This window comes from Achromobacter sp. ISS7, from assembly GCF_056523125.1.
Map to the genome: position 1 here is coordinate 413,043 of NZ_JAWRZD010000001.1, position 25,952 is coordinate 438,994.

The following is a 25,952-nucleotide window of genomic DNA, read 5'->3' on the forward strand; positions in this document are numbered from 1 at the left end:
TCGGATGAAGCAAATACAACTCGCTTTCCCGGAGTGGCTGCAGGGCCGCGTGCGGCACGTCGAAGACGTGCTCGACGATCTCCTGCCGCCCGCCGACGCCGTGCCCGCCCGCCTGCATGAAGCCATGCGCTACGCCGTGCTCGGCGGCGGCAAGCGGGTGCGGGCCGCGCTGGTCTACGCCGCCGGCCAAGCCTGCCCGGTCAGCGGCAGCGTGCTGGCCGTCGAGGCCTCGCTGGACCGCGCCGCCGCGGCGGTGGAGCTGATCCACGCTTACTCACTGGTGCACGACGACCTGCCCTGCATGGACGACGACGTCCTGCGCCGCGGCCGTCCCACCACGCACGTGCAGTTCGACGAAGCCACCGCCATGCTGGCCGGCGACGCGCTGCAACCGCTGGCCTTCGAACTGCTGGCCTCGATGCCCATCGCCCCGGCCCTGATCGTGCAGGCGACGCAGTCGCTGGCGCGCGCGGCGGGCAGCCAGGGCATGGCCGGCGGCCAGGCCATCGACCTGCTCAGCGTCGGCCACCGGCTGTCGCGCGACGAACTGCAGCAGATGCACAGCATGAAGACCGGCGCGATGCTGGCCTGCAGCGTGGCGCTGGGCGGCATCGTCGCCGGCGCCAGCTCGGCCTCGCGCCAGGCGCTGGACATCTACGCCCAGGCCATGGGCCTGGCGTTCCAGGTGGTGGACGACATCCTCGACGTGACCGCCGATTCCGCCAGCCTGGGCAAGACGCCGGGCAAGGACGCGGCCGAGAACAAGCCGACCTACGTCTCGCTGCTGGGCCTGGACGAGGCCCGCGCGTTCGCGAGCGAACTGCGCGAAGCCGCGCTGGCCGCGCTCGAGCCGCTGGGCGACGCCGGCAAGCGCCTGGCCGAGCTGGCTGATTTCATCGTCCTCCGAGACCGTTGAACCGTGACCCGTCCGGGCTGGCCGCAGGCCGGGCATACGAACCCCATACAAGCATGACGACAGAATTACTGGACCGCATCCAATCCCCGGCAGACCTCAAACGCCTGGATCGTCGCGAACTCAAGCGCCTGGCCGACGAGTTGCGCGGCTTCGTGCTGGAGTCGGTCTCCAAGACCGGCGGCCACCTGTCGTCGAACCTGGGCACGGTGGAACTGACGCTGGCCCTGCACCAGGTCTTCGATACGCCGCATGACCGCATCGTCTGGGACGTGGGCCACCAGTCGTATCCGCACAAGATCCTGACCGGGCGCCGCGCCGGCATGGCCAAGCTGCGCCAGCTGGGCGGCATCTCGGGCTTTCCCAAGCGCAGCGAATCCGAGTACGACGCCTTCGGCACCGCGCATTCGTCGACCTCGATCTCGGCCGCGCTGGGCATGGCGGTGGCCTCGCGCAACGCCGGCGTGCAGCGCCAGCACATCGCCGTGATCGGCGATGGCGCGATGTCCGCCGGCATGGCCTTCGAGGCCATGAACAACGCCGGCGTCACCGCCAACATCAACCTGCTGGTGATCCTGAACGACAACGACATGTCGATCTCGCCGCCGGTGGGGGCGCTGAACCGCTACCTGGCGCGCCTGATGTCGGGCCGCTTCTACGCCGCCGCCAAGAACGTCGGCCGCGCCGTGCTGCAGCACGTGCCGCCGGTGCTCGAACTGGCGCGCCGCTTCGAGGAACACGCCAAGGGCATGGTCACGCCGGCCACGCTGTTCGAGGAATTCGGCTTCAACTACGTCGGCCCGATCGACGGCCACGACCTCGACGCGCTGGTGCCGACGCTGCAGAACCTGAAGGCGCTGCAAGGCCTGCAGTTCCTGCACGTGGTCACCAAGAAAGGGCAGGGCTACAAGCTGGCCGAGGCCGATCCGGTGCTGTACCACGGCCCGGGCAAGTTCGATCCGGCCGTCGGCATCCAGCAATCGAAGGCGCCGGGCAAGCGCACCTTCACCCAGGTGTTCAGCGACTGGCTGTGTGAGATGGGCGAGCAGGATTCGCGCCTGGTCGCCGTCACCCCCGCCATGCGCGAGGGCAGCGGCCTGGTCGAATTCGAGAAACGCTTCCCGCAGCGCTACTTCGACGTCGGCATCGCCGAGCAGCACGCCGTGACCTTCGCCGGCGGCATCGCCTGCGAGGCGCAAAAGCCGGTGCTGGCGATCTACTCGACCTTTCTGCAGCGCGGCTACGACCAGCTGATCCACGACGTGGCGCTGCAGAACCTGGACGTCACCTTCGCGCTCGACCGCGCCGGCATCGTCGGCGCCGACGGCGCCACCCACGCCGGCAACTACGACACCGCGTTCCTGCGCTGCGTGCCGAACATGGTGGTGGCCACGCCGTCGGACGAAAACGAAACCCGCCTGCTGCTGTCCACCTGTTATCAGTATCCCGGCCCCGCCTCGGTGCGTTATCCGCGCGGCGCGGGCTGCGGCGCGGCCGAAACGGCCGGCCTGGGCACGGTCGAACTGGGCCGCGGCGTGGTGCGCCGCGAAGGCCGCAAGATCGCCATCCTCGGCTTCGGCACGCTGGTGCAGCCGGCGCTGGTGGTGGCCGAAAAGCTGGGCGCCACCGTGGCCGACATGCGCTTCGTCAAGCCGATCGACCGCGCGCTGATCCTGGACCTGGCCAGCCGCCACGACGCGCTGGTGACGATCGAGGACGCCGCGATCATGGGCGGCGCCGGCAGCGCCGTGCTGGAAGTGCTCGCCGCCGAAGGCATCGCGATTCCGGTGCTGCAGCTGGGCTTCCCCGACGAATTCATCGACCACGGCGACCAGCTGGCGCTGCTGGCCGGGATCGGCCTGGATGCCGCCGGCATCGAGCAATCGATCCGGGCGCGCTACGCCTCGCTGCTGGCCTGATTCCAGCCACGCACGGACCGAACCGCCGGTTTGGTCCGTGTGGCGAAACAGTGTGTTCCGGCCCCGCCAGCCTACGAATGAAAGGGTTTTCCCTGGCGCTGGCGGGACTTTGGGCGATAATGGCCCCCTCCTAAAGATTCCTGGGTCTGCGTGTTTACGCCACGCTCGTCGCCCAGACAGGTAAGCCGAAATGAATTCTCCGATCGACCCCGCCATCGTGATGCCCGACGTCCAGAGTTCGGCGGATACGCGGCACATCCCAATCCAGCGCGTGGGCATCCGTGGCGTGCGCCACCCCATGCTCGTCGAGAGCGCCGACGGTTCGCCCCAGGGCACCGTGGCCAACTGGACCCTGACGGTGGCGCTGCCCCCCGAAGAAAAGGGGACGCATATGTCCCGCTTCGTGGCGTTGCTGGAAAAGTACCGCAGCACCCCCATGACGCCGACGCTGTTCCGCGCCATGGCGGCCGACATGCTGCCGCTGCTGCATGCCGAGGGCGGCGACATCACCGCGGCCTTCCCGTACTTCATCAACAAGTCGGCGCCGATCTCCGGCGTGCAGAGCCTGCTGGACTACGAAGTGCAGTGGATCGCCCGCGCCCAGGGCGACCAGGTCGAGTTCGAGCTGGTGGTGCAGGTGCCGGTGACCAGCCTGTGCCCGTGTTCCAAGGCCATCTCCGAATACGGCGCGCACAACCAGCGCTCGCACGTGACGGTCTCGGCCATCCTGGAATCCGACATCAGCATGGATGGCGTGATCCGCCTGATCGAAGACGAAGGTTCGTGTGAGCTCTGGGGGCTGCTCAAGCGCCCCGACGAGAAGTACGTCACCGAACGCGCCTACGACAACCCCAAGTTCGTCGAAGACCTGGTGCGCGACGTGGCGGCGCGCCTGAACGCGCATCCCGGCATCGCCCGCTACCGCGTCGAGGCCGAGAACTTCGAATCGATCCACAACCACTCGGCCTACGCCGTGGTGGAAGGCTGAGTCCTCCGTGCGGCATCCGGCGGCCAGTGACTGGCCGCTCATCGCGAGACTGCAAGGGTGGGAAGCGCGGCTGGCCGATCATCTGGCCGGCCGCGGTCGTTTGGGCGTCGCCTGCTACGAGTTCTTCCGCTTCGGCGTGAAGCAGGCCTGGGCCTGCCTGTTCGGCGGCCTGATGTGCGCGCTGCTGCTGGGCACGCACTGGTGGTATCCGCAGGACGCCTGGCTGGCGCGCTACGACTTCCTGACGCTGGCGGCGCTGGCGATCCAGGCGGCGCTGCTGGCCCTGCGCATGGAAACCTGGGACGAGGCCAAGGTCATCCTGATGTTCCATGTGGTCGGCACCGGCATGGAATTGTTCAAGACGGCGGCCGGCTCCTGGATCTACCCCGAGGCGAGCGTGCTGCGCATCGGCGGCGTGCCGCTCTTCACCGGCTTCATGTACGCCGCGGTCGGCAGCTACCTGGCGCGGGTCTGGCGCCTGTTCGACTTCCGCTTCCGCGCCCATCCGCCGCTGGCCGCGACCGTGGCGCTGTCGGTGCTGATCTACGTGAATTTCTTCGCGCACCATTTCATCGTCGACTTCCGCCTGGCGCTGTTCGGCCTGACGGCGCTGCTGTTCGCCCGCACCTGGGTCTATTTCCGCATCTGGCGCGACTATCGCCGCATGCCGCTGCTGCTGGGTTTCGTGCTGGTGGCGCTGTTCATCTGGTTCGCCGAGAATATCGGCACCTTCGCCAACGCCTGGCGCTATCCCAACCAGTCGCAGGGCTGGGAGCTGGTCTCGATCAACAAGCTGGGTTCGTGGTTCCTGCTCATGATCATCAGCTACGTGATGGTCAGCGTAGTCAGCCGGCCGCAGGAGATCGGTGTGGCCGATACGCCGCGTCCGGCGGGGCCGGGTAACGCGTCCCCGATTTCCTGAGCGTCGCTGGCTTGCGTCCAGCGGTCCGATCGGCGATAATCGAGAGCTTTCTTGCTCGACCGCCCATGTTTTTTGGGTAGCGGGCTGCCCCTTGCAAGCCATACGCCTTGAAGAAAAAGACCAGTGATAGAGAAAGCACTGGAAAGCCGGAACTGACCGCGAACACGATGTGAATGCGGGCTGAGGACGGTGTCAGGCGGACGGCGGGCAAGACATCCTCAAGGAGTTTTACTCATGCGTCACTACGAAGTGGTGTTTATCGTTCACCCCGACCAAAGCGAGCAAGTGCCCGCCATGGTCGAGCGTTACCAAGCGCTGGTCACGGGCCAAGGCGGCTCGGTGCATCGCCTGGAAGACTGGGGTCGCCGTCAACTGGCCTACCCGATCCAGAAGCTCGTCAAGGCTCACTACGTCTGCCTGAACATCGAGTGCGGCCAAGCCACGCTGGATGAGCTGGAACACTCGTTCCGCTACAACGACGCCGTTCTGCGCCACCTGGTCATCAAGACCAAGAAGGCCCAGACCACGCCCTCGATCATGATGAAGTCGGTCGAGCGCGAAGAAGCCCGCAAGGCTTCGGCGGAAGCTGTCGCGGCTCAGGCCGAGTAAGCAGGGCTCACGCGAGAGCCCATCCCATGAAGTCCCCTCGGTGCCTGGCAGGATGAACAAGCTGGAACTCAGCGCCCGCGTTCTCGAATGCGAGCCTTTGCGCCACACTCCCGCCGGTCTGCCAGCCCTGGAAATGGTGCTGGCGCACGAATCTGAGGTCATCGAAGCCGGCCATCCGCGCCGTGTCGAACTGACGATCTCGGCCGTGGCACTGGGCGATCTGGCGTTGCTGTTGAAAGGAACGGCGCTGGGGGCCGAATTGCACGTGCAGGGGTTTCTGGCCCCGGTGCGCAAGGACTCCGTGAAGTTCAAGCTGCATTTGCAGCAGGCGCGCAGGATCAGCGGCAGCGCAGGACGCGATCCGCTGGTGGCTTGACGGGAATGGGTGACGGGCGCGAGAGCGCCTTCTGAATACGGATAGGTTACGGGGAGTCGGGCCCGATCAAGGTAGACCCGGTCCTCTCAAACATAAGGCACATATCATGGCTTTCTTCGGAAAACGCAAGGAAAAACGCAAATTCACGCAGCAGAACCCGCTCTTCAAGCGTCGTAAGTTCTGCCGCTTCACCGCCGCCGGCGTCGAAGAGATCGACTACAAGGATCTGGACACCCTGCGCGACTTCGTGCAAGAAAACGGCAAGATCATCCCGGCTCGTCTGACCGGCACCAAGGCAATCTACCAGCGCCAGCTGGACACCGCCATCAAGCGCGCGCGCTTCCTGGCCCTGTTGCCTTACACCGACAACCACAACTAATCCGGGGCACTGAAATGCAAGTTATTCTGCTCGAAAAAGTCGTCAACCTGGGTAACCTCGGCGAAGTCGTCCGCGTGCGTGATGGCTACGCCCGCAACTTCCTGATCCCCCAGAAGAAGGCCCGTCGCGCAACCGACGCCGCCCTGAAGGAATTCGAAGCCCGCCGCGCCGAACTGGAAAAGATCCAGGCCGAGAAGCTGGCCGCCGCCCAGGCTCTGGGTGAACGCGTCAACGGCTACCAGCTGAAGATCGTCCAGAAGGCTGGTGTCGACGGCCGTCTGTTCGGCTCGGTCACCAACGCCGACGTCGCCGAAGGTCTGAAGAAGGCCGGTTTCGAAGGCATCGAGAAGTCGCAAGTGCGCATGCCCAATGGCCAGCTGAAGGCCGTCGGCGAGTTCCCGATCCAGGTCGCCCTGCACGCCGACGTCGTCGTCGACGTCACGGTGCTGGTCGAAGGCGAACTGTCCTAAACCGGACTCCTCGCCAGGAAGGAAAGCCGGCCCGCGTGCCGGCTTTTTTTCTTTTCACGGCGCGGTTGCTTTTCCCCGCTTTGCCATCCGGTGTTTGCGTGTAGTCTTTCGGGCTGCATGCCCACCTTCCACGCTGTTGCCACCGAGGACCTCTTGACCCAGCCGCCCGTCCACCACAACGCCCCCCCCGGATTGCGCGCCTGGCTCGACAGCCTGGACGCCGAGCGCGAGCCGTCGGTGCGGGACGCCACCATCGATGGGGTGCGCTGCATCATCAAGCGCCGCCGGCCGAGCCTGGCGAGCGGGGTCAGCTATGTGCTGCGCTATGCGCGCGCGCTGTTCCTCGGGGTGGGCTGCAAGCTGTTCCTGGGCGAATTCCCGCGTCCCGGCATCCTGCTGCGCAATGGCCTGGAGCACGAGGCCCGGCGCCTCAACCAACTGTTGCAGGCCGGCTGCCGCGTGCCCGAGGTCTGGTGGCAGGAGCAGGGCCTGCTGGTGCTGGAATTCGTCGGCGAGGACCTGGCCGACCTGATCCGCAACGAGGACACCACCTCGCGCCTGTGGCTGACGCGCGCGGCCGCCACCGACCTGGCCGCCTTCCACGCCCGCGGGCTGTGGCACGGCGGCGCGCAGATCCGCAACATCACCCTGCAGGATGGCGAACTGTGGCGCATCGATTTCGAAGAGAACATCGGCTCGACGCTGTCGCGTCCGCTGGCTCAGGCCTATGATCTGTTCCAGATGCTGGCCTCGCTGGCATCGCTGCGTAAATTGCCCGACGACGTCGGCCGCACGCTGGGTAAACTGGCGCTGGACGTCTATTTCGAATGCAATCCCGACCCCGAGGTCAAGGCCCGCCTGCGCCGCCTGACCCGGGTGCTTTCCTTCATCGCCACGCCGCTGCGGCCCCTGCTGGGCCGCCTGCCGTCGCGCGATGTGCAGGGTTTCTTCCGCGTCGCGGATATCCTGCAGCCGTTATTATTGAAGCCATGAACACACCTGCCGACTCCCAGCTCGAATACCTGCGCGTTCCCCCTCATTCCATCGAGGCGGAGCAGTCGGTGCTGGGCGGCCTGCTGCTGGACAACGCAGCCTGGGACCGCATCGCCGACGTGCTGGTCGAAGAAGACTTCTACCGCCACGACCACCGGCTCATCTGGCACCACATCGCCCGACTGATCGGGCTGGCGCGGCCGGCCGACGTCATCACCGTGCACGAATCGCTGGTCAGCGCCGGCAAGGCCGACGACGCCGGCGGCCTGGCCTACCTGAACGCGCTGGCGCACAACACGCCGTCGGCCGCCAACATCCGCCGCTACGGCGAAATCGTGCGCGAGCGCGCCATGCTGCGCAAGCTGGTGTCGATCGCCGACGAGATCTCCTCGGCCGCCATGAACCCGCAGGGCAAGGAAGCGCGCCAGCTGCTGGACGAGGCCGAGTCCAAGGTGTTCCAGATCGCCCAGGAAGGCGCGCGCGGCGCCGCCGGCTTCCAGGAAATCCAGCCGCTGCTGACGCAGGTGGTGGAACGCATCGACGAGCTCTACCACCGCGAGAGCACTTCTGATGTGACCGGCGTGCCCACCGGCTTTACCGACCTCGACAAGATGACCTCGGGCATGCATGGCGGCGACCTGATCATCGTGGCCGGCCGCCCGTCCATGGGCAAGACCTCGTTCTCGATGAACATCGGCGAGCACGTCGCCATCGAAGAGGGCCTGCCGGTGGCGGTGTTCTCGATGGAAATGGGCGCGGTGCAGCTGGCCATGCGTATGCTCGGTTCGGTCGGCCTGCTCGACCAGCACCGCATGCGGACCGGCAAGCTGATCGCCGAGGACTGGCCGCGCGTGACCCACGCCGTGCAGCTGATGCAGGACGCGCAGGTCTACATCGATGAATCGCCCGCGCTCAGCCCGATGGAAGTGCGCGCCCGCGCGCGCCGCCTGGCGCGCCAGTGCGGCCAGCTCGGCCTGATCATCATCGACTACCTGCAGCTGATGTCGGGCAACGGCTCGGGCGAGAACCGCGCCACCGAAGTGTCGGAAATCAGCCGTTCGCTCAAGGGCCTGGCCAAGGAACTGAACTGCCCGCTGATCGCGCTGTCGCAGCTGAACCGCAGCCTGGAGCAGCGTCCCAACAAGCGCCCCGTGATGAGCGACCTGCGCGAATCGGGCGCCATCGAACAGGACGCGGACGTGATCCTGTTCATCTACCGCGATGAGGTCTACAACCCCGACTCGCCGGACAAGGGCACCGCCGAGATCATCATCGGCAAGCAGCGTAACGGCCCCATCGGCTCGGTGCGCCTGACCTTCCAGGGGTCGAGCACGCGCTTCCTGAACTTCTCCGGCGCGCAGCCGCGGGACCTGTACTGAGGGTGTATCGCCGACCCAAGAAAAACCGCGCCCCAGGGCGCGGTTTTTTCATGGCGGCGGGGCGGATTCACTCCTCCGTTTCGGGCCGCTTGCCGTAGCGCGCGGCCAGCACGCCGCAGACCATCAGCTGGATCTGGTGGAACAGCATCAGCGGCAGCACGATGGCGCCCACCGCGTGGCCGGCGAACAGCACCTGGGCCATCGGAATGCCGCTGGCCAGGCTCTTCTTGGAGCCGCAGAACAGCAGCGTGATGCGGTCCGGCAGGTTGAAGCCGAACATCCTGCCGGCCAGCGCCGACAGGCCCAGCGCCAGCGCCAGGATGACGGCGCAGCACACCACCAGGCCCAGCAGCGCCGGGATCGGCGTGGAACTCCACAGGCCCTCGTTGATGGCCTCCGAGAACGCCGTGTAGACCACCAGCAGGATCGAACCCTGGTCGACGAACTTCAGCATCGCCTTGCGCTTGTGGACCCAGGCGCCGATCCAGCGGCGGGCGAACTGTCCCAGCACGAACGGCAGCAGCAGCTGCAGCATGATCTTGCCGACGGCGTCGAACGAAATCGGCGCGCTGCCGGCGTTGGCGACCACGGTGCCCACCAGCAGCGGCGTCAGGAAAATGCCCAGCAGGCTCGAGGCCGAGGCGCTGCAGACCGCCGCCGGCACGTTGCCGCGCGCCATCGAGGTGAAGGCGATGGCCGATTGCACGGTGGCCGGCAGGCAGCACAGGAACAGGATGCCGAGATACAGCTCGGGGGTGACCAGCGGCTCCAGCACCGGCTTGAGCGCCAGGCCCAGCAGCGGGAACATCAGGAAGGTGGCCGAGAAGATCGTGAGGTGCAGCTTCCAGTGGGTCAGGCCGGCGATGATGGCCTCGCGCGAGAGGCGCGCGCCGTGCAGGAAGAACAGCAGGCCGACCGCGATGTTGGTGATCCAGCCGAACACCACCACGCCCTGCCCGTGGGCGGGCACGATGCTGGCGATGATGACGGTGCAGATCAGGTAGAGGGTGAAGCGGTCGGGCAGGAGACGGACAAGGCGTGACATGGAGGGGGGTAGGGGGATGACGGAAAGCGGCGGCGCGCCTGGCGCGCCGGAATCGGGGCGTATTGTAGACCCCGGGGGCTTGCAGGCCGCTGGCGGGCCGGGCGGGTGTCCGCCTGTTGAGCCCCCTGGGGCTCAGGGCGTCATGGCCAGCGCCAGGTCGAACGCGGCGATCAGCGAGGCCTGGTCGGCCACGCCCTTGCCGGCGATATCGAAGGCGGTGCCATGGTCGACGCTGGTGCGCACGAACGGCAGGCCGACGGTGACGTTGACGCCATGGTCCACGCCCAGGTACTTCACGGGGATCAGGCCCTGGTCGTGGTATTGGGCCACCACGATGTCGAACTCGCCGCGGCGGGCCCGCATGAAGACGGTGTCGCCGGGCCACGGGCCGCTGGCGTCGATGCCTTCGTCGCGGGCGCGGCGGATGGCCGGCTCGATGATGTCGAGGTCCTCGCGGCCGAACTTGCCGCCTTCGCCGGCGTGCGGATTCAGGCCGGCCACCGCCACGCGCGGATGGGCGATGCCCATCTGGCGGCAGGCGCGGTCGGCCAGCCGCATGGCGGTCAGCTCGGCCTCGGGCGTGATGCGCGCCATGACGTCGGCCAGGGCGACGTGGATGGTCACCAGCAGCACGCGCAGTTCGTCGTTGGCGAGCATCATGGCGAAGTCGTCGGTGCCCGAGCGCTCGGCCAGGATTTCGGTGTGGCCGGGATAGTCGATGCCGGCCTCGTGCATGGACTGCTTGTTCAGCGGCGCGGTGACGATGGCGCGGATGCGTCCGGCCTGGGCGTCGTCGATGGCGGCGCAGACGTACTCGTAGGCGGCGCGCCCGGCCGCGGCGTTGACCCGGCCGAAGGGCAGGTCGGGCGGCAGCGCGGGGCTACAGGCGATGACCTCGATGCGGCTGGCGTCGCCGCTGGCCAGGCCGGCGTGCGCGATTTCCGTGATCTCCAGGCGCGCCCCCAGCGCGCTCGCGGCGCGGCGCAGGGCGCCGGCGTCGCCGTAGACCACGCAAGGCGCATTCAGGCCCTGGGCGCAGGCCTTGACGACGATTTCGGGGCCGATGCCGGCGGCATCCCCCATGGTGATGCCCACGGGCGGGGGAGTATTCACGATGTGTTCCAGGATTACTGCTTGGTGTCCTTCGGCGTTCCGATCTCGCCGCACTCGAACGTGACCGTGGCGCGCTTGGAACCCAGGCCCGTGGCGTGGTTGGACGTCACCGACGGCTTCTGCAGCTTGCGTCCGATGGACTGGCAGTACTGGTCGGCGCGCTGCAAGGCCTGGTTCTTGATTTCGACCCAGGTCAGCAGCTGCGTGCCGGAACTGTAGGTGACGCTATAGCCATTCTTGCCGGTGGGCGTCACTTCGCTCATGCTTGAACACGCGGTCAGCAGGGCGAGCATGGCGGAGACGAAGGCAAGGCGTGCGAGCATGGGAGATCCGTAAAAGGCAATTGGCCACATTACAACATTATGCCGCCCCCGCCGCCCGCCGGGGAGGGGACAGCGCCCTAGGGCGCGCCGACCGCGCTGCGGCGGTCGACCTTGCGGCTGAGCACGATCGAGGTCTGCGTCTGCTTCACGCCTTCGATCAGGCCGATGCGGTCCAGCAGCTCGTCGAGCTGCTCATGGGTTTCGCAGCGCAGGAAGATCAGGTAGTCGTACGGGCCGCTGACCGAGGACACTTCCTCGACCTCCGGCATCTTCTCGAGCTCGCGGATCACCGCCGCCGGCGTCTTGGGCAGGACGCTGATGAAGCAGTAGGCGCGCACCGCGGCCTCTTCGAGCAGGCGGCCGAGCCGCACGCCGTAGCCCGCCACGATGCTCTCGCGCTCGAGTCGGGCGATGCGCGCCACCACGGTGGTGCGCGCCAGCCCCAGCTTGCGCGCCAGGATGGCGGCCGGTTCGCGGGCGTTGGCCTGCAGCAGGCTGAGCAGTTGCCGGTCGATGGCGTCTAGGCGTTCATTCATGCGCCCGACCATACAGGGGCGACGCGGCGCAAGTCAATGCGCAGCTCAGCCGTCGGATTCGGGCGGAATGCCGCCTTGATAGACGCGTCCGTCGAAGGCAAAGCGGGTGATGGTCCGGGAGGCCGCGTCGAAAACCCGGTCGCGGCGGGCGGCGTCCGGTTCGCGCGCCGGCGCCAGCGTGAAGCGGCAGAGGTCGGCGGCGCTGTCGTAGCGCGCCTCGCGCACCAGATCGCTGACGCCGAACTCGTGCACGTGATGGGCGAACTCGCGCAATTGTTCCATCTCGTGGAAGGCGCCGTGGTCGCTGACCAGCCGCATGCCGAACTTGTCTTCCTCGAGGGCGGCGGGCGGGGCGGCCGGCGCTGGCGCGGCGCGGGGCGCGCCGTTGGAATCGTAGTCGAAGCGCGCGCCGGCCTCGCGCATGGCCGCGAGCACGCCCTGCCAGGCGGACTCGTCCAGCGTCAGGCGGGCGGCGATGCCCAGCAGCCGCTGTTGCCCCAGCGCGCGCGGCTGCGGGCCGCCAATGTAGCTGGACCAGGGCACCGCGGCGTCCAGGCCGGCCAGCTCGGCCATCTGCGCATCGCTGTATCCCAGCCGTTCCTGCAGCCGCCGCAGCGATGCCGCGTCGGGGGGCACATAGTCGTGGATCGTCTTCATGGGCACGCTCCGTTGATGCCGCGCTACGCTTGATGCTAGCGCGCGCGGCCGCGCTTGCCCAGCGGCCCGGCCGGCCCATGCTAGGATTTGCGCCGATATTCATTGCCAGGAGGCTTTTCCATGGACATCCAGGAACAAATCGCGGTCATCGTGCATACCATTTCGCACCAGGGCGGCCGCATCGACGCGCTCAACTCGGCGCTGCTGACGATGCTGCACCTGGCCAAGGGCTCGCCCGGCCTGCGCGAGGCGATCGAGGCGCAACTGGAGCAGAACTATTCCAGCCTGCTGGCCCGTTCGGAAAACCCGCAATACGTGGCGGGTTTCGAGAGCGTGCGCGACCAGATCATCGCCGCGCTGAAATAGCCGCCGGCCCCCGCGGTCCGCCGAAGTTACCCACAACTTCTGTGGACAAGCCTTGGGATAGCGCGGGCATAGAAAGCCTTTTTCCTTTAATTACAACGGCTTGCAAAGTGCGGTCAAAGGCGGCGCCAAAACCGCCTGTGTCCGCCGCGCGACAGGGGCCGGCAGAGGTCCCGCAAGCCGGGTAATATGCCGCCCCATGCGGAATCAGTATCCATTGGAATACCGGAATCGTGGCCTCGCGGCCCGGGTTTCGGAAGCGGCAAAGCTGGCGGCGTTCGACCCCGGCAAACTTTCTCCCGAGGCGCGCCAAAGCTGGGAGCGCCTGGGCCATGGCTTCAAGGCCTGGCACGACTTCGACCAGCGCCATCCCATCCTGCGGCGGCTGGCCCTGCTGCCGTTCATCGGCCCGCTGTATCGCAAGGCGCGCCGCCGGCACGTGCTGCGCGCCAGCGGCAAGCTGGTCTTCTGAGCGGCGCGACGGCTACCGGCGCCGCCGCGCGTACAGCCAATAGGCCAGCCAGGTCGCGATGCCGATCACCGCGGCCACCGCCAGCTTGGTCTCCACGCCATGCAGGCGGCCGAGCAGGGACTCGATGGTCTGCCCGAACACATATCCCACCAGGCTGAAGCACACCGCCCAGATCGCGGCGGCGATGGCATTGAGCGCCAGAAAGCGCAGCGACGAGACCTGCGAGACCCCCAGCGCCACCGGCCCCACCGTGCGCAGCCCATAGAGAAAGCGCAACGCCAGGATGAAGCCGTGCGGATAGCGGTCGACCAGCGCCAGCGCCTTGCCGAACGCGGGCTGGGCCCGCACCCGCCGCACGTAGCGGTGCTCACGGTAGCGGCGGCCCAAATAGAACAGTGCCTGGTCGGCGATGAACGAGCCGGCGAACGCGCACAGCATCACGTAGGGCAGGTGCAGCAGGCGCTGGTGCGACAGGAAGCCCGCCAGCACCACCACGCTTTCGCCCTCGAGCAGGGTGCCGCCCAGCACCGCCCACAGGCCGTAGTCGACGATGAATTGATGCAGGTGCGGATTCATGGCTGGCGCTCGCCGACGATGCGCGCCAGGGCCATCAGCGCCCGCGCGATCTCGGGGGTGTGGCGTTGCCCGCAACTGATGCGCAGGAAATGGTTGTAGCGCGTGCCGTTGGAGAACATCGCGCCCGGCGCCACGCGGATGCCCTGCTGCAGGGCGGCCTCGAAGACATCCAGCCCCGAGCGGCCGTCCGGCATCTCCAGCCACAGCAGCATGCCGCCGGTCGGCATGCTCAGGCGGGTGCCGCGCGGGAAATGCGCGGCGATGGCTTCGGCGGTCTGCTCGCGCTGCGTCTTCAGTTGCCGGCGCAGCCGCGCCAGGTGCCGGTCGTAGGCGCGCGATCCCAGGTATTCGGCCACCGCCATCTGCGCCAGCGGTTCGTTGGGTCGGCTCTGCGCGAACTTCAGCATGGCGATGCGGGCCTTCCAGCGGCCGCCCAGCAGCCAGCCCAGCCGCATGCCCGGCGCCAGCGTCTTGTGCAGCGACGAGCAATAGATGACGTTGCCGGTCGGATCCCAGGACTTGGCCGCGGCCAGCGGCGTGTCGTCGTCGTTCAGCGCGCCATAGGTGTCGTCCTCGATCAGCGGCACCTGCTGGCGTTCGCACAGGGCCACCAGGCGCGCCTTCTCGGCGTCGGGCATGACGCAGCCCAGCGGGTTCTGGAAGTTCGGCACCACCACCACCGCGCGGATGTTGCCGTGGGTCTGGAACGCCAGATCCAGCGCCTCGATCGACAGGCCGTGCTGCGGGCTGGTGGGAATCTCCAGCGCGCGCATGCCCAGGCTTTCCAGGATCTGCAGCAGGCCGAAGTAGGTGGGCGACTCGACCGCGATGGTGTCGCCCGGGCGGGCCACGGCGCGCAGCGCCAGGTTCAGCGCCTCGATGCAGCCATGCGTGACGATGACGTCATCGGGCGTGGCGTTGATGCCGTTGGCCAGCGCGCGCCGCGCCAGCACCGTGCGCAGGTCGGGGTGGCCCTGCGGCGGCACCGGGCTGACCAGCACCTGGGGCGACTGCCGCAGCGCGCGGATCATCGCCTGCTTCAGGTCTTCCATCGGATAGGCTTCCGGCACCGCCGCGGCCAGCGCGAAGTTGGCGCTGACGGGATGGGCCTCGCACTTGGCGATGAAGTCCGAGACGCGATCGTGGATGCCGACGTACTGGGCCGTGCCCAGCGCCTGGCGTATGTCCGGTTCGTTGACGGGCGGGATGCTGTTGCGGCGCGGCTTGAGGACGAAGTAGCCGGAGCGGGGGCGGGCCTCGATCAGGCCGTCGTCCTCGAGCAGGCGGCAGGCCTGCAGCGCGGTCGAGAGGCTGACGTGGTGGGTGCGCACCAGCGTGCGCACGGACGGCATGCGCTGGTCCGGGGCCAGGACCCCGGTCTGGATGGCGCGCCGGTAGTGGTTCGCCAGGCGTAGGTATAGCGGTTGCGGGTCCATGCGCCGATCATGCTCCCCGAGGTTGGGTTGAGGGTAGGCACAGATTCACGCAAAGTACACCATAACAGTGCCGAAATCGAGAGGCTGCATCGGTACAGAAAGCCAGATTGTGTGGCTGTTGCGCAAAACAGGGCGGACGTAGCCTGTAGGGGTCAGATTGGAGATTCCCATGGTCCTGTTTCCCGCCCCCGAACCCCGTTCGCAACGGTTTGATCTGCTGGCCGGCGCCAGCCGCCAGGTGCGCCTGCGCGGCGGGGCGCTTATCGTCTGCGTCAGCGGCAGCCTGATGGTGGCCGAGCCGCCGTATCGCTCGGATATGCCGCCAGGCCGCTATTTGCCGCCGCCAATGCGCCTGAACGCGGGTGAAAGCCATTGCCTGCCGGAAGGCGGTCCGTTGACGCTGACGGCGGTCGGCCAGGCGCAGGCCATCTGCCTGGATCCGCCCAGCCTGCTGGCGCGCGTCGCGGCGCTCGCGACGGGTTTTTTTGGCCCGGAAAGCAAAAATAATCGGCCCAATGCGCTGGGTGCGCTGCACAAGATTTCAAAATGATGTATGATTCACACATCAGACGCGGGGTGGAGCAGTCTGGCAGCTCGTCGGGCTCATAACCCGAAGGTCGTAGGTTCAAATCCTGCCCCCGCAACCAGCATTCGAAGCCTTGATTTCATGACGAAATCAAGGCTTTTTTGCTTTCCGGGCCCCCTTGTTGAGGGTGATTCGCCCCCTTTCTGGCGGGGGAGCAGAGTGCCGCGACACCCCGCACCGCCGGCGCGAATCAGAACCTGGCTTTTGCCGGCGGCGTGTGGGCGGGCCCGGACGATGGACTTGCATCGTCAAGCGACACCGGTTCGATATGGTTCAAGTCGAGCTGTTCGAAAGCCGATTTGCCCGGCTTGAGATTCAGCCTGGCAGGAAACAGCCTGTCCAGTTCGTCGTTGCGCCAGATCACTTCTCCAGGTCCCACGTGCAGGCTGGCCAATACGCCCGACGCGAAGCTCAGGACGCCCCAGCCACGGTCATTCGCTTCACTTTCCGCATCCACCATCAGCGTGTAGACGTGCTTGGGCTCGGACGCGTGGCGCATCAACATGATGGGAATTCTCTCGACCTCGGCATACGCAAAGGTGACCGCGTCGAGATCATCCTGCGCCGTCTCGAAATCGAGTCCCGTGCGACGTAACGCTTCGCCGGACAAGCTGAGCATGACGGCGGGATACCAGATGGGGACGGTTCGTCGGCGAGCCGGAGGGATGTGTTCAACGGTCAAAAGACGCATGATGCTGCCCCGAGATTGGCGGGTTGTGTGTAGGCAACCTTCCTCATGCTAACCGGAATCATGACGAATCCGGACTTCGCGGCCGCCTGGGCCTGTCCCTGGTACCAGTACGCAACGGTCAGGGTGCTGGTACCGGGCGTGGGCGCGATATTGGTTTCGAATTCGATCCCATCGTCGCCGGCGGGCAGGGGGCCGAGGTATGCCTTGACGCAGGCAATTCCGGTAAGGAAAGCGCCTGTACCCCAGACTTCCTTGCTGTGAGTCTGATGGAAGGCGATGTCGAGTCGCTGGGTCGAACTGGCCAGGCGATGGTAGAGAGGCATGGGCGGCGCTTGAGGGGAGATGTTGGGGATCGCATGCTGCGAAGGTCGTTGCCGCTACGATAGCTCTCGAATGACGGCAGAGGGCAACCCGCGACGCAGAATCAGCACGGTTCTCCACGGATGGTCTGGCCATGGTTCCCGCCGCCGCCAGCGCTTCAAAAAGACCGCGACGATCGTCGCGGTTTTTTTTCGTTCCCCGCTTGCCTTGCATCAAGCCGGCGTTCCAGTCCGGAGTTTCCCGGGGGCGCGGGCCCGCACAGGCGGCGGGCGCTGCGCTACCATGGCTCAAGCGCGCGAATCCGCCGCACAAGAGGAGGGTCCATGGGCACGGCAAAATACGATCATCCCGGCTACGTCGCCGATACCGGCAGCGAAGGCAAGTACCACGTGGGCATCTGGTGCCCGCACGGCTATCCGGCCCACATCCATATCGGGCGGCCCGCCGAACGCGGCGATCCCCAGGCGCTGCTGCGGCTGCGCATTCCCGATGGCGTGTTCCAGTCGTTGCCGGATGATCCCGAAACCCTGTGCCGGCGCGCCATGGGGCAGGCGCTGGGCTCGGGCCTGCTGCGCTCGGTGGGGGTCGACGGCGAATACCAGGAATTGCGCTTCCAACTCGATGCCGAACCCTGGTCCGGGCCGATGCAGGCCGCCGGCAACGCCTAGCGCAGTTACCCACAGCGACTGTGGACAAGCCTTGGGATAGGCGTTGCGCATGTCGCAATATCGCCGCAATATCAATGGCTTGGCCGCAGCGATGAAAAAATGCCCCATCCGGGGCTTTTTTTTGTCCCGCGGGGGCGGTGGCCGGGCGTGGCGCCGCCGCGTGCGACAATCGCAGCCCCGGCGGCCCGTCCCGCCCTGGCCCTCCTGAATTCCGCTGCCATGCATTCCAACCCGCATCCGCCCCCGGGCGCCATGAGTCCGTCCGCCAAGCGCGTGGCCGTTATCGGCGGCGGGCCGGCCGGCCTGATGACGGCCGAGGGGCTGGCCGCGCAGGGCGCGCAGGTCGACGTATACGACGCGATGCCGTCGGTCGGCCGCAAGTTCCTCATGGCCGGGCGCGGCGGCTTGAACCTGACCCACAGCGAGGCCGCGGCGCCGTTCCTGGCGCGCTATGGTGAACGCGCGGGCCAGATCGCGCCCTGGCTGCGCGCGCTGGACGCCGATGGCTTGCGAGAATGGGCGGCGCAACTCGGCATCGAGACCTTCGTCGGTTCGTCGGGCCGCGTCTTTCCCGCCGAGATGAAGGCGGCGCCGCTGTTGCGCGCCTGGCTGACGCGCCTGCGCGCCAGCGGCGTGCGCTTCCACATGCGCCATCGCTGGCTCGGCTGGCCGTCGGGCGAGGCGCCCGGCGCGGCCGATCTGCGCTTCGACACGCCCGACGGCCTGCGCTCCTGCGCGGCCGATGCGGTGGTGCTGGCCCTGGGCGGCGGCAGCTGGGCCAAGCTGGGGTCGGATGGCGCCTGGCTGCCCGGACTGGCGGCGCATGGGATCGCCACGGCGCCGCTGCGCGCGGCCAACTGCGGCTTCGACGTGGCATGGTCCGAACACTTCCGCCAGCGCCATGCCGGCCAGCCGGTCAAGTCCGTCACGCTGCGCTGCGTTGGCGAGTCGGGACCGGGGCCAGCCCGCCAGGGTGAGTTCGTCGTCACGGAAAACGGCATCGAGGGCAGCCTGGTCTATGCGCTGTCGGCCCCGCTGCGCGACCGCATCGAGGCGACGGGGCAGGCGGTCGCCTTGCTCGACCTGGCGCCTGGCTGGACACAGGAGCGGGTGCTGGAGGCCGTGACCCATCCGCGTGGCGCGCGCTCGATGTCCAGCCACCTGCAGAGCCGGCTGGGGCTGACCGGCGTCAAGGCGGGGCTGCTGCGCGAGTGCGCCGGCGCCGATGATTTCCGCGACGCGGCGCGCCTGGGCCGCCTGATCAAGGCCTTGCCGCTCACGCTGCTGCGCACCCGTCCGATGGACGAGGCCATCAGCACCGCGGGCGGGGTGGCGTTCGACGCGCTTGAGCCCGGCCTGATGCTGCGCCAGGCGCCGGGCGTGTTCTGCGCGGGGGAAATGCTGGATTGGGAAGCGCCGACCGGCGGTTACCTGCTGACCGCGTGCATGGCCAGCGGGGTGGTGGCCGCCAACGGCGTGGCGGCGTTTCTGGGGATGGCCGGAGAGCCGGCTCAGGAACTGCCGGGATAGGGCGAGGCGCCCTGGGCCGGACGCGGCGCGAGGTCGTTGACGACGTGGCCGACCACGGTCGGGCCATCGGGTTGCGTGGCGATGCCCATGACGCGGGTGATGGCGCTGGCCGGCATGCTGGTGCCCTGGCCCGGATCCTGCACCAGCTGCCAGATCTTGGCGTCGCCCGAGAAAGCTTCGCTTTCGGCGCTGCCGGCGGCATCGAGGCAGTCGCGGGTGAACATCGACCAGTCCGAGGCGCTGCAAGGCAAGCCGTGCGCGGTGGCCAGGCGGGCCAACGCCAGAGGCGCATCCGCCTGGCTCGCGGCGTGCTGGGCGGCCGCGCCCAGCGAGACATCCAGCGACAGCAGGCGGAGAAACTCCACGACATTGTCTGTATTCATGCTTCGGTCTCCCTCTCTTTTGAGTGGTTCTGTCCGGCGTTGCGCGCGCCGGAGGTGGGGTCAGCCGGGTCCTTGTCCAAGCATCGCGACCAGGGACTGCTTCAGTCGCGCGGAAAAAATGGGTACGGTGTGCGAGACGCCGCTGCGATCGACGCCTTCCTTGAGCTGGACCGATTGGCCCAGGAAGATCTCGGGGGCGGCGGCGATCTCGTTGTATCGGGCCAGCAGCTGGTCGACCTGTTCCTGGGCGTCGGCCAGGGTGCCGCTGGCGGCCAGCTTGCCGGCGGTGTAGTTCTGCAGGATGCGGTGCAGATCGTCGATGAAGAGCGCCAGCGCCGCCTGTCCGCGGCACTGCGGCTGTTCCCAGCCCCATGCCTGGGGCGTGCCGCCCGCGTTTTCCGATAGGTGTTTCTTGTTCATAGCGCATCCTAATCCATTGCCGCCAAATACGCGACAGGCGTACGGGGGAGGGGGCGCACCCTGCGCAAACGGTGGCCTTTGCGGTATGCTGGCTTCGGTTTTCACGCCTCGACAGGAGATGCCCATGAAGAACAAAGTGATTCTCGTCATGCTGCTTTCGATTGCCGCCATGTCGGCGGGGTGCAATACCGTCGCCGGCGCCGGCAAGGATATCCAGCGCGGCGGCGAGAAGATCGAGGGCGCCGCGACCAAGTAAAGGGTGCCGGGCGTTCCGCGCGCCCCCGGGCGCGCCCAGGGCCACGCAGAAATGTCGCGACATTTCGGGCGTGGCCTTTTTGCGGCCGCTGGCATAATCGCGGGAATCCGAATCCGATGGCAGGAAGAATCATGCGCAAGTCTGTGTGGGTGGGTGTCTCGTTGATGGCGTTGCTGGGCGGTTGCGCCAGCACGGGCGTTTACGAGGCCGATACCGTGCTGAAGGAAACCTTCAGCGTGGATACCAATTACCAGGCGGCCTTCCGCCGCGCCGGGGAATACGTGCGCACCTGCCATGTGAACGTGCAGCATCCGTACAACGTGGCGTATGCCTGGAAGCACGTCCTCGGCGAGAAGGGCGCGCCGGACGAAGTCCAGGTCTACAAGGTGGGCGAAACCGCCAAGATCCTCGAGCTGATTTCGGCCGAGTCCGACGGCCCGGCCAAGGCCAAGGTCACCGTGACCGTGCTGGGCCAGGGCCGCTGGAACGCGGCCGAGATCGCCGCCGCCCGCGCCTCGATCCAGACCGCCACGCCGGTCTGCCGCAAGGAAGACTAAATGGACCCGCGCGCCCAGCAGCTGCGCGCCGCCGGCCTGCCGTTCGCGCTGCTGGCGGGCGCGTTCCGCTTCCTGGGGTGGCTGAACGGCGGCGCCGCGCTGGGGCTGGCGGCGTTTTCGCTGGGCATCGTCGGGGGCGATATCGCCGCGCCCGACCTGCAACTGCCCCTGCTGCTGTTGCTGGCCGGCCTGCTGCTGGCCTGCCTCGGGGTCTTGTTCGCCTACCTGGCGCAGGTCAGCCTGTTGCGCCAGGGCTACACCGGCCATGTGACCCGCGCGCACCTGCCGGCGCAGGTGCTGGCCATGCTCTGCTACCTCGTCAGCGCCCTGGCGTTCTGCGCCGGCTGCTGGCTGGCGGCCGGGCAGGGCACGACGGATGCCGCGCCACAGATGACGACCTACGCTCGACGCTGAGTTTCGAGGGTAAACCCGTGTGCGCAAAAGTGTTGGACATGCACTTGCGTTGGGAATAATATGCGCAGTGCGTATATAAACCCTTTCTTCGGGACCTGTCATGACCATTTCCCAGCAAGCTTTCCTGCGCGATGCGATGCGCCGCCTGAATCTCACGCGCGACGTGTTCGCGACCCGGATCGGCGTCAAACGCCGCGCGCTCGATACCTGGCTGCTGCCGGAAGGCTCGCAGGAATTCCGCGCGATGCCGGAAGTGGTGCAGCGTTTCGTCAGCGAGATCGTCCAGAACGGCGTGCTGCTCGAAAAATATACGCAAAGCGTACAAGATGGCCCGCTGCGTGAGCGGATCGCGGTCGAGGGCAAGAACCAGCTGCTGTCGGTGGACCAGTTCACCCGCGAATCGGTCGAGGACCTGTTCCGCGTGGCCGACATGATGCAGCCCATCGCGCGCCGCCAGAAGGTCTCGCGCGTGCTGGAAGGCGCGGTGCTGGGCAACCTGTTCTTCGAGGCCAGCACCCGTACCCGCGTCAGCTTCGGCTCGGCCTTCTGCCGCCTGGGCGGTTCGGTCTGCGACACCACCGGCTTCACCTTCTCGTCGATGGCCAAGGGCGAATCCATCTACGACACCAGCCGCGTCATGAGCGGCTACGTCGATGCGATGGTGATCCGCCATCCCGACCAGGGCTCGGTGGCCGAATTCGCGCGCGCCACCAACATCCCCGTGGTCAACGGCGGCGACGGTCCTGGCGAGCATCCGAGCCAGGCGCTGCTGGACCTGTACACCATCCTCACGGAGTTCTCGCGCCTGGGCAAGCTGCTCGACGGCGCGCATATCGCCATGGTCGGCGACCTGAAGTACGGCCGCACGGTGCATTCGCTGATCAAGCTGATGGCGCTGTACAAGAACGTCAAGTTCTCGCTGGTGTCGCCCAAGGGCCTGGAAATGCCTTCGTACATCATCGAGCAGGCCAGCCGCAACGGCAACATCATCGAGCAGAAGACCTCGCTGGCCGAAGGCCTGGCGGGCGCCGACGTGATCTACGCGACGCGGGTGCAGAAAGAGCGTTTCGCCAACGAAGAGAACGAAGGCTACACGCCCGACTTCCAGATCAACCGCGCCATCATCGACGCCTATTGCGGCCCGGACACCATCGTCATGCACCCGCTGCCGCGCGACAGCCGGCCGGGCGCCAACGACCTGAGCGTGGACCTGAACCATGATCCGCGCCTGGCGATCTTCCGCCAGACCGACAACGGCATCCCCATCCGCATGGCCATCTTCGCGGTGCTGCTGGGCGTGGAAGGGCTGGTGCAGCACTCGCTGCGCGATGTGACCTGGCAGCACCCGTCGCACATCGGTCCGGACGACTCCGTGTTCCACGGCCTGGAGTAAGGCGTTCGCGGGGCAGCGTGGCGCGGCCGTCATGACGGCCGACGCCGGCGATTTCAAGCATAATCCGCGCTGGTTTTTCCTGTCGCGTGTCGCTCCGAGACACGCCATGGAATCTTCGGTCGGATGGTCTTATGTCTTCGAGCAGTCGCGCGGTCCCGTCTTCTCCTGATCCCGCCGGGCAGGCGTGCTACCTGAGCGCGTCCAATGTCCAGGCCTGGCAGGCGGTCTATTCGTCGGTCGATGCCTATACCCGCGGCCAGGTCGCGGCAGTGGTGTCCGACAGCGCCAACGAGCTGGTCGACGCCTTCTATTCCACGTTGCTGGCCGATGCCGAGGCTGGCCCGCGCCTGTCGCACGAGATCGTCGCCACCCGCCTGCACAAGGGCATGAAGGGCTGGCTCAAGGGCTTGCTGTGCGTGCGCGAGCAGGGTGACATCGCGGCGCTGATGGCGGTGCAGAAGAAGGTGGGGGAGGTGCACGCGCGCGTGCACATCCCGATCCACCTGGTGATGGCCGGCGCCCGCATCCTGAAGAACGAAATCGCGCTGCGCCTGCGCGCCAGCGACCTGGATGGCGTGGCGGCATCGATCGCGACCCAGTACGTCTGCAACCTGTTCGACCTGGCGATCGAGCAGATGAGCCGCGCCTTCATGCGCGACATCAACCGCGGCGCCCGCAACGACGAGGCCTACCGGCTGTTCGCGCTGGGCCAGAACATTTCCACCGAACGCGAGCGCCAGCGCGCCGCCCTGCTCGAATGGAGCCAGGCGGTGCTGATCGGCCTGCACTATCGCGCGCCGGAACAGGTGCTGCCGCGCCTGGCGGCCTCCGAGTTCGGCCTGTGGCTGCAGCACAAGGGCGGCGTGCTGTTCGAGAGCGCGCCGGCGCTGCGGCAGATCACCGAGGCGGTGGCGCGGCTGGACGACGTGGTGTTGCCGGGTCTGTTGCAGGCCGACCTGGCGGGGCTGCCGGACCAGGTGCGCGAACTGCAGGAACTGGTGGCGCGCATCAAGCACCTGCTCAACGGCCTGTTCGACATGGTGGCCGAGATCGAGAGCGGCAGCGACCCGCTCACCAACGTGCTCAACCGGCGCTTTTTGCCGTCGGTGATCGGCCGCGAGATCCTGATCGCCACGCGCGAACGGTCGACGTTCTCGGTGCTGCTGCTGGACATCGACCACTTCAAGGCGGTCAACGACCAGCATGGCCACGCCGGTGGCGATCAGATACTGCGGCAGTTCGCCGAGGTGGTGCACCAGTCCTGTCGTTCGAGCGATTTCGTGTTCCGCTATGGCGGCGAGGAATTCCTGGTGGTGCTGGTGGACACGGCGCGCGACGCGGCCCTGCTGGTGGCCGAGAAGCTGGGCGCCGAGATCCGCCGCCACGCCTTCACCATTCCGGAAGTGGGCACCTTGCGCATCACCGCCAGCATCGGCGTGGCGGCCTTCGATGGGCACCCGGACTACGCCTACCTGATCGATCGCGCCGACAAGGCGCTCTACCAGGCCAAGCAGCTGGGCCGCGACCGCAGCGTCGCCGCCTGACGGCGACCGCACGCCCTCCGCGCCATGAAAAAGGCCGCTCCCTGAGGAGCGGCCCGTCGCGGTGAAGCCGGAGCGTGGAGCTCAGATCTTCTTTTCGCCGCCCAGCGCGTCGACCAGCTCGGCCAGCATCTTGGCCAGCTCGCCCGTCATCAGCATCATGTCGGAGTCGAACTTTTCGTCGTCATTGGTGGCGACGGTGTCGTTGCCTTCCTTGAGCACGTCCAGCGGCGCGACGCGCTTGACGTCCAGGCCTTCGGTCAGCACGAACGAAATACGGTCGGCCCAGGTCATGGCCAGGCGGGTGCACTGCTTGCCCGACTGGATGTGGCGGCGCACGTCATCGGCGTCGATGGAGTGCTTGACGTAGCGGATGGCCGCGCCGCTTTCGCCGGACGAACGCAGCTCGGTGTCCTGGTCGATGCTGAAGTTGGACGGCGCTTCGTCCTCGGCCAGCCAGCCGGTCATGGCGGAGGCGGGCGACTGGGCCACGTACAGGTTCTCGAGCGGGAAGGGATCCACGCACTTGGCCAGGAGGCCGATGACTTCGTCGGCCTTGGCCGAAGCGGCGGCATCGATCACCAGCCAGTGGTTCTGCGGGTCGATCCAGACGCGGGTGTCGCGGTACACGCTGAAGGCGCGCGGCAGCAGCTCGTCGGTGACGCGCTCCTTGATTTCCTTCATCTGCTTGCGGCCCGGCTTGTAGCCTTGCTGCTCTTCGATCTCCTGGGCGCGCGCCTTGGCGACCTGGTTGACCACGGTGCTGGGCAGCAGCTTCTTCTCGGCGCGCAGGTTCAGCAGGATCTGCCCGCCGACGACGTGCGCCAGCCCGCCGTTCTCGCGCGGCGGGACCCAGCCCAGGCTTTGCATTTCGAGGTTGTTGCCGGCCTGATAGGCATGCCGCGCAAGCGTTTCTTCAAGCTGCTCGCCGGTCAGCGTCCACGGCGAGGAGAGACGGTAAATCTTGAGATTCTTGAACCACATGAGCGTCGGCCAAAAGGGTAGATTCTATACGACGCGGGCGGCTTTGCCGCAGCGGTGCAATACGATGGGGCCAGGCGACACGTTCTGTCACTGACAGCCGCGCGGCCATGCGGTAATGTCCGCGGCACCCGTGTGCAATAGGAGAAGAAGCATGAAGATCGTCGGCGCCATCCTGATCGTGTTGGGCATCGCCGCCCTGGCGTATAAGGGCTTCAGCTACAAGTCCGAGGAAACCGTGCTGCAGGTCGGTTCGGTCAAGGCCACGGCCGAGACCGAGAAGTCCGTGCCGATTCCCATGTGGGCCGGCATCGCCGCGATCGTGGCCGGCGTGCTGGTCATCGGCGTGGGCATGCGCCGCTGAGGCGCGTTGCGCGCAGTATCCGGGCGGCCGATGCGAGGCCGCCTTTTTCATGGGCGCGCGAAATGCGCCCGGAAAAAAAAGCGGCCCGGCTCAATAGAGGCCGGGCCGGTACGGGAGCACACAATACCGCGTCATAAAAGGCTCGCGGGGAACGCGGTATCGGTGTCAGAACACTAGCCCTGCAACCGCCTGGCAGGGGGATCAATCGCCGGGCGATCAGGCGCAAGGCCGTAATCTGAGGCGCCAGTCTAACGGCGGGGGTCTGACAGCGTCCTGAATCAGGGGAGTCGCGAGTCCGCCATTTCGCGCGCGCAAAAAAAAAGCTCCCAGGGGAGCTTTTGAAAGGCCGGGCAGGCGCAGCAGTCCCGCCCGGCGGGG

At 67.1% G+C, this 25,952-nt stretch carries 33 protein-coding genes and 1 tRNA gene; 22 read left to right on the top strand and 12 right to left on the bottom strand.

Going from position 1 to position 25,952, the window contains the following annotated elements:
• Positions 1–4: 4 nt before the first annotated feature.
• From AC1HFW_RS01795 to AC1HFW_RS01840, 10 genes are all read left to right on the top strand, one after another.
• Positions 5–916, top strand: a complete 912-nt coding sequence (locus tag AC1HFW_RS01795; RefSeq protein ID WP_061072057.1) for a polyprenyl synthetase family protein — start codon at positions 5–7, stop codon at positions 914–916.
• 53 nt (positions 917–969) lie between these two features.
• The gene (gene dxs, locus AC1HFW_RS01800) at positions 970–2,832 is read left to right on the top strand and encodes a 1-deoxy-D-xylulose-5-phosphate synthase (RefSeq protein WP_479281591.1); all 1,863 of its coding nucleotides are present in this window, start codon (positions 970–972) and stop codon (positions 2,830–2,832) included.
• A 190-nt stretch (positions 2,833–3,022) separates the two neighbouring features.
• Positions 3,023–3,820, top strand: a complete 798-nt coding sequence (gene folE2 / locus AC1HFW_RS01805) for a GTP cyclohydrolase FolE2 (protein WP_479281592.1) — start codon at positions 3,023–3,025, stop codon at positions 3,818–3,820.
• A 7-nt stretch (positions 3,821–3,827) separates the two neighbouring features.
• Positions 3,828–4,742 (top strand): DUF817 domain-containing protein, encoded by a 915-nt coding sequence (locus AC1HFW_RS01810; RefSeq protein WP_116521241.1) that lies wholly within the window; start codon positions 3,828–3,830, stop codon positions 4,740–4,742.
• 234 nt (positions 4,743–4,976) lie between these two features.
• Positions 4,977–5,351, top strand: coding sequence for a 30S ribosomal protein S6 (rpsF, locus tag AC1HFW_RS01815; RefSeq protein WP_006393715.1), 375 nt, complete (start codon positions 4,977–4,979; stop codon positions 5,349–5,351).
• 52 nt (positions 5,352–5,403) lie between these two features.
• A complete protein-coding gene (gene priB, locus AC1HFW_RS01820) occupies positions 5,404–5,727 on the top strand; it encodes a primosomal replication protein N (RefSeq protein WP_479281593.1) in 324 nt (107 codons plus the stop codon).
• A gap of 106 nt (positions 5,728–5,833) precedes the next feature.
• Positions 5,834–6,106, top strand: a complete 273-nt coding sequence (gene rpsR, locus AC1HFW_RS01825) for a 30S ribosomal protein S18 (protein WP_006218308.1) — start codon at positions 5,834–5,836, stop codon at positions 6,104–6,106.
• A 14-nt stretch (positions 6,107–6,120) separates the two neighbouring features.
• Positions 6,121–6,576 (top strand): 50S ribosomal protein L9, encoded by a 456-nt coding sequence (rplI, locus tag AC1HFW_RS01830; RefSeq protein WP_054433364.1) that lies wholly within the window; start codon positions 6,121–6,123, stop codon positions 6,574–6,576.
• 153 nt (positions 6,577–6,729) lie between these two features.
• Complete coding sequence (locus AC1HFW_RS01835) at positions 6,730–7,569, top strand: RIO1 family regulatory kinase/ATPase domain-containing protein (RefSeq protein ID WP_035360115.1); 840 nt, start codon at positions 6,730–6,732, stop codon at positions 7,567–7,569.
• Positions 7,566–8,948 carry a replicative DNA helicase gene (locus AC1HFW_RS01840; RefSeq protein WP_479281594.1) on the top strand — a complete coding sequence of 461 codons (1,383 nt, stop codon included), beginning with the start codon at positions 7,566–7,568 and terminating at the stop codon, positions 8,946–8,948. The genes AC1HFW_RS01835 and AC1HFW_RS01840 overlap by 4 nt, the downstream gene beginning before the upstream one ends.
• Before the next feature lie 67 nt (positions 8,949–9,015).
• Here the strand turns inward: AC1HFW_RS01840 and AC1HFW_RS01845 are convergent, their stop codons facing one another.
• The 5 genes from AC1HFW_RS01845 to AC1HFW_RS01865 all read right to left on the bottom strand — a co-directional run bounded on the left by AC1HFW_RS01845 (position 9,016) and on the right by AC1HFW_RS01865 (position 12,622).
• Positions 9,016–9,993 (bottom strand): bile acid:sodium symporter family protein, encoded by a 978-nt coding sequence (locus AC1HFW_RS01845; protein ID WP_006393720.1) that lies wholly within the window; start codon positions 9,991–9,993, stop codon positions 9,016–9,018.
• A 132-nt stretch (positions 9,994–10,125) separates the two neighbouring features.
• Positions 10,126–11,106 carry a 4-hydroxythreonine-4-phosphate dehydrogenase PdxA gene (pdxA, locus tag AC1HFW_RS01850; protein ID WP_081105054.1) on the bottom strand — a complete coding sequence of 327 codons (981 nt, stop codon included), beginning with the start codon at positions 11,104–11,106 and terminating at the stop codon, positions 10,126–10,128.
• A 14-nt stretch (positions 11,107–11,120) separates the two neighbouring features.
• Positions 11,121–11,429: a hypothetical protein gene (locus AC1HFW_RS01855; protein ID WP_006393722.1), complete on the bottom strand. Its 309-nt coding sequence runs from the start codon at positions 11,427–11,429 to the stop codon at positions 11,121–11,123.
• A gap of 77 nt (positions 11,430–11,506) precedes the next feature.
• Positions 11,507–11,965: an Lrp/AsnC family transcriptional regulator gene (locus AC1HFW_RS01860; RefSeq protein ID WP_006393724.1), complete on the bottom strand. Its 459-nt coding sequence runs from the start codon at positions 11,963–11,965 to the stop codon at positions 11,507–11,509.
• Between the two features lie 45 nt (positions 11,966–12,010).
• The gene (locus AC1HFW_RS01865; protein WP_479281595.1) at positions 12,011–12,622 is read right to left on the bottom strand and encodes a hypothetical protein; all 612 of its coding nucleotides are present in this window, start codon (positions 12,620–12,622) and stop codon (positions 12,011–12,013) included.
• Positions 12,623–12,742: 120 nt separating this feature from the next.
• Between AC1HFW_RS01865 and AC1HFW_RS01870 the strand changes: the two genes are divergently transcribed.
• Positions 12,743–12,988: a hypothetical protein gene (locus AC1HFW_RS01870; protein WP_006393727.1), complete on the top strand. Its 246-nt coding sequence runs from the start codon at positions 12,743–12,745 to the stop codon at positions 12,986–12,988.
• A 214-nt stretch (positions 12,989–13,202) separates the two neighbouring features.
• Complete coding sequence (locus AC1HFW_RS01875; protein ID WP_006393728.1) at positions 13,203–13,457, top strand: hypothetical protein; 255 nt, start codon at positions 13,203–13,205, stop codon at positions 13,455–13,457.
• Between the two features lie 12 nt (positions 13,458–13,469).
• Here the strand turns inward: AC1HFW_RS01875 and AC1HFW_RS01880 are convergent, their stop codons facing one another.
• A complete protein-coding gene (locus tag AC1HFW_RS01880) occupies positions 13,470–14,033 on the bottom strand; it encodes a DedA family protein (protein ID WP_006393729.1) in 564 nt (187 codons plus the stop codon).
• Positions 14,030–15,469, bottom strand: a complete 1,440-nt coding sequence (locus AC1HFW_RS01885) for an aminotransferase-like domain-containing protein (protein WP_006393730.1) — start codon at positions 15,467–15,469, stop codon at positions 14,030–14,032. The genes AC1HFW_RS01880 and AC1HFW_RS01885 overlap by 4 nt, the downstream gene beginning before the upstream one ends.
• A 169-nt stretch (positions 15,470–15,638) precedes the next feature.
• On the opposite strand from AC1HFW_RS01885, the gene AC1HFW_RS01890 reads away from it, so the two are divergent.
• Entirely contained in the window at positions 15,639–16,019 is a 381-nt protein-coding gene (locus AC1HFW_RS01890) for a hypothetical protein (protein WP_479281596.1), read from the top strand.
• A gap of 20 nt (positions 16,020–16,039) precedes the next feature.
• Positions 16,040–16,116 (top strand) — tRNA-Met (locus tag AC1HFW_RS01895).
• A gap of 129 nt (positions 16,117–16,245) precedes the next feature.
• Here the strand turns inward: AC1HFW_RS01895 and AC1HFW_RS01900 are convergent.
• On the bottom strand, positions 16,246–16,746 hold the full coding sequence (locus AC1HFW_RS01900; protein WP_146075466.1) for a hypothetical protein: 501 nt from the start codon (positions 16,744–16,746) through the stop codon (positions 16,246–16,248).
• Positions 16,734–17,069: a hypothetical protein gene (locus AC1HFW_RS01905; RefSeq protein WP_006393733.1), complete on the bottom strand. Its 336-nt coding sequence runs from the start codon at positions 17,067–17,069 to the stop codon at positions 16,734–16,736. Before AC1HFW_RS01905 ends, AC1HFW_RS01900 begins: the two co-directional genes overlap by 13 nt.
• A 321-nt stretch (positions 17,070–17,390) precedes the next feature.
• Here AC1HFW_RS01905 and AC1HFW_RS01910 point away from each other — a divergent pair, with 321 nt between their 5' ends.
• Together AC1HFW_RS01910 and AC1HFW_RS01915 are read left to right on the top strand one after the other, a co-directional pair.
• Positions 17,391–17,735 (top strand): hypothetical protein, encoded by a 345-nt coding sequence (locus AC1HFW_RS01910; protein WP_006393734.1) that lies wholly within the window; start codon positions 17,391–17,393, stop codon positions 17,733–17,735.
• A gap of 219 nt (positions 17,736–17,954) precedes the next feature.
• Positions 17,955–19,265 carry a TIGR03862 family flavoprotein gene (locus AC1HFW_RS01915; RefSeq protein ID WP_479281597.1) on the top strand — a complete coding sequence of 437 codons (1,311 nt, stop codon included), beginning with the start codon at positions 17,955–17,957 and terminating at the stop codon, positions 19,263–19,265.
• Here AC1HFW_RS01915 and AC1HFW_RS01920 read toward each other — a convergent pair.
• Together AC1HFW_RS01920 and AC1HFW_RS01925 are read right to left on the bottom strand one after the other, a co-directional pair.
• On the bottom strand, positions 19,247–19,648 hold the full coding sequence (locus AC1HFW_RS01920; RefSeq protein ID WP_006393736.1) for a hypothetical protein: 402 nt from the start codon (positions 19,646–19,648) through the stop codon (positions 19,247–19,249). The genes AC1HFW_RS01915 and AC1HFW_RS01920 overlap by 19 nt on opposite strands.
• A gap of 60 nt (positions 19,649–19,708) precedes the next feature.
• Complete coding sequence (locus AC1HFW_RS01925) at positions 19,709–20,068, bottom strand: hypothetical protein (protein ID WP_006393737.1); 360 nt, start codon at positions 20,066–20,068, stop codon at positions 19,709–19,711.
• A gap of 124 nt (positions 20,069–20,192) precedes the next feature.
• Between AC1HFW_RS01925 and AC1HFW_RS01930 the strand changes: the two genes are divergently transcribed.
• The 5 genes from AC1HFW_RS01930 (at position 20,193) to AC1HFW_RS01950 (ending at position 24,232) form a co-directional block, all read left to right on the top strand.
• Positions 20,193–20,324, top strand: coding sequence for an entericidin A/B family lipoprotein (locus tag AC1HFW_RS01930; protein ID WP_006388387.1), 132 nt, complete (start codon positions 20,193–20,195; stop codon positions 20,322–20,324).
• 131 nt (positions 20,325–20,455) lie between these two features.
• Positions 20,456–20,881, top strand: coding sequence for a BPTD_2524 family lipoprotein (locus AC1HFW_RS01935; RefSeq protein WP_006393738.1), 426 nt, complete (start codon positions 20,456–20,458; stop codon positions 20,879–20,881).
• Positions 20,882–21,295: a hypothetical protein gene (locus AC1HFW_RS01940; RefSeq protein ID WP_061072051.1), complete on the top strand. Its 414-nt coding sequence runs from the start codon at positions 20,882–20,884 to the stop codon at positions 21,293–21,295.
• A 100-nt stretch (positions 21,296–21,395) separates the two neighbouring features.
• The gene (locus AC1HFW_RS01945) at positions 21,396–22,688 is read left to right on the top strand and encodes an aspartate carbamoyltransferase (RefSeq protein WP_006393740.1); all 1,293 of its coding nucleotides are present in this window, start codon (positions 21,396–21,398) and stop codon (positions 22,686–22,688) included.
• A 131-nt stretch (positions 22,689–22,819) separates the two neighbouring features.
• On the top strand, positions 22,820–24,232 hold the full coding sequence (locus AC1HFW_RS01950; RefSeq protein ID WP_061072050.1) for a diguanylate cyclase: 1,413 nt from the start codon (positions 22,820–22,822) through the stop codon (positions 24,230–24,232).
• Between the two features lie 81 nt (positions 24,233–24,313).
• Here AC1HFW_RS01950 and AC1HFW_RS01955 read toward each other — a convergent pair whose 3' ends face one another.
• Positions 24,314–25,213 (bottom strand): recombination-associated protein RdgC, encoded by a 900-nt coding sequence (locus tag AC1HFW_RS01955; protein WP_006393742.1) that lies wholly within the window; start codon positions 25,211–25,213, stop codon positions 24,314–24,316.
• A gap of 151 nt (positions 25,214–25,364) precedes the next feature.
• Here AC1HFW_RS01955 and AC1HFW_RS01960 point away from each other — a divergent pair, with 151 nt between their 5' ends.
• Positions 25,365–25,574: a hypothetical protein gene (locus AC1HFW_RS01960; protein ID WP_006388393.1), complete on the top strand. Its 210-nt coding sequence runs from the start codon at positions 25,365–25,367 to the stop codon at positions 25,572–25,574.
• The last annotated feature ends 378 nt before the right edge of the window (positions 25,575–25,952 follow it).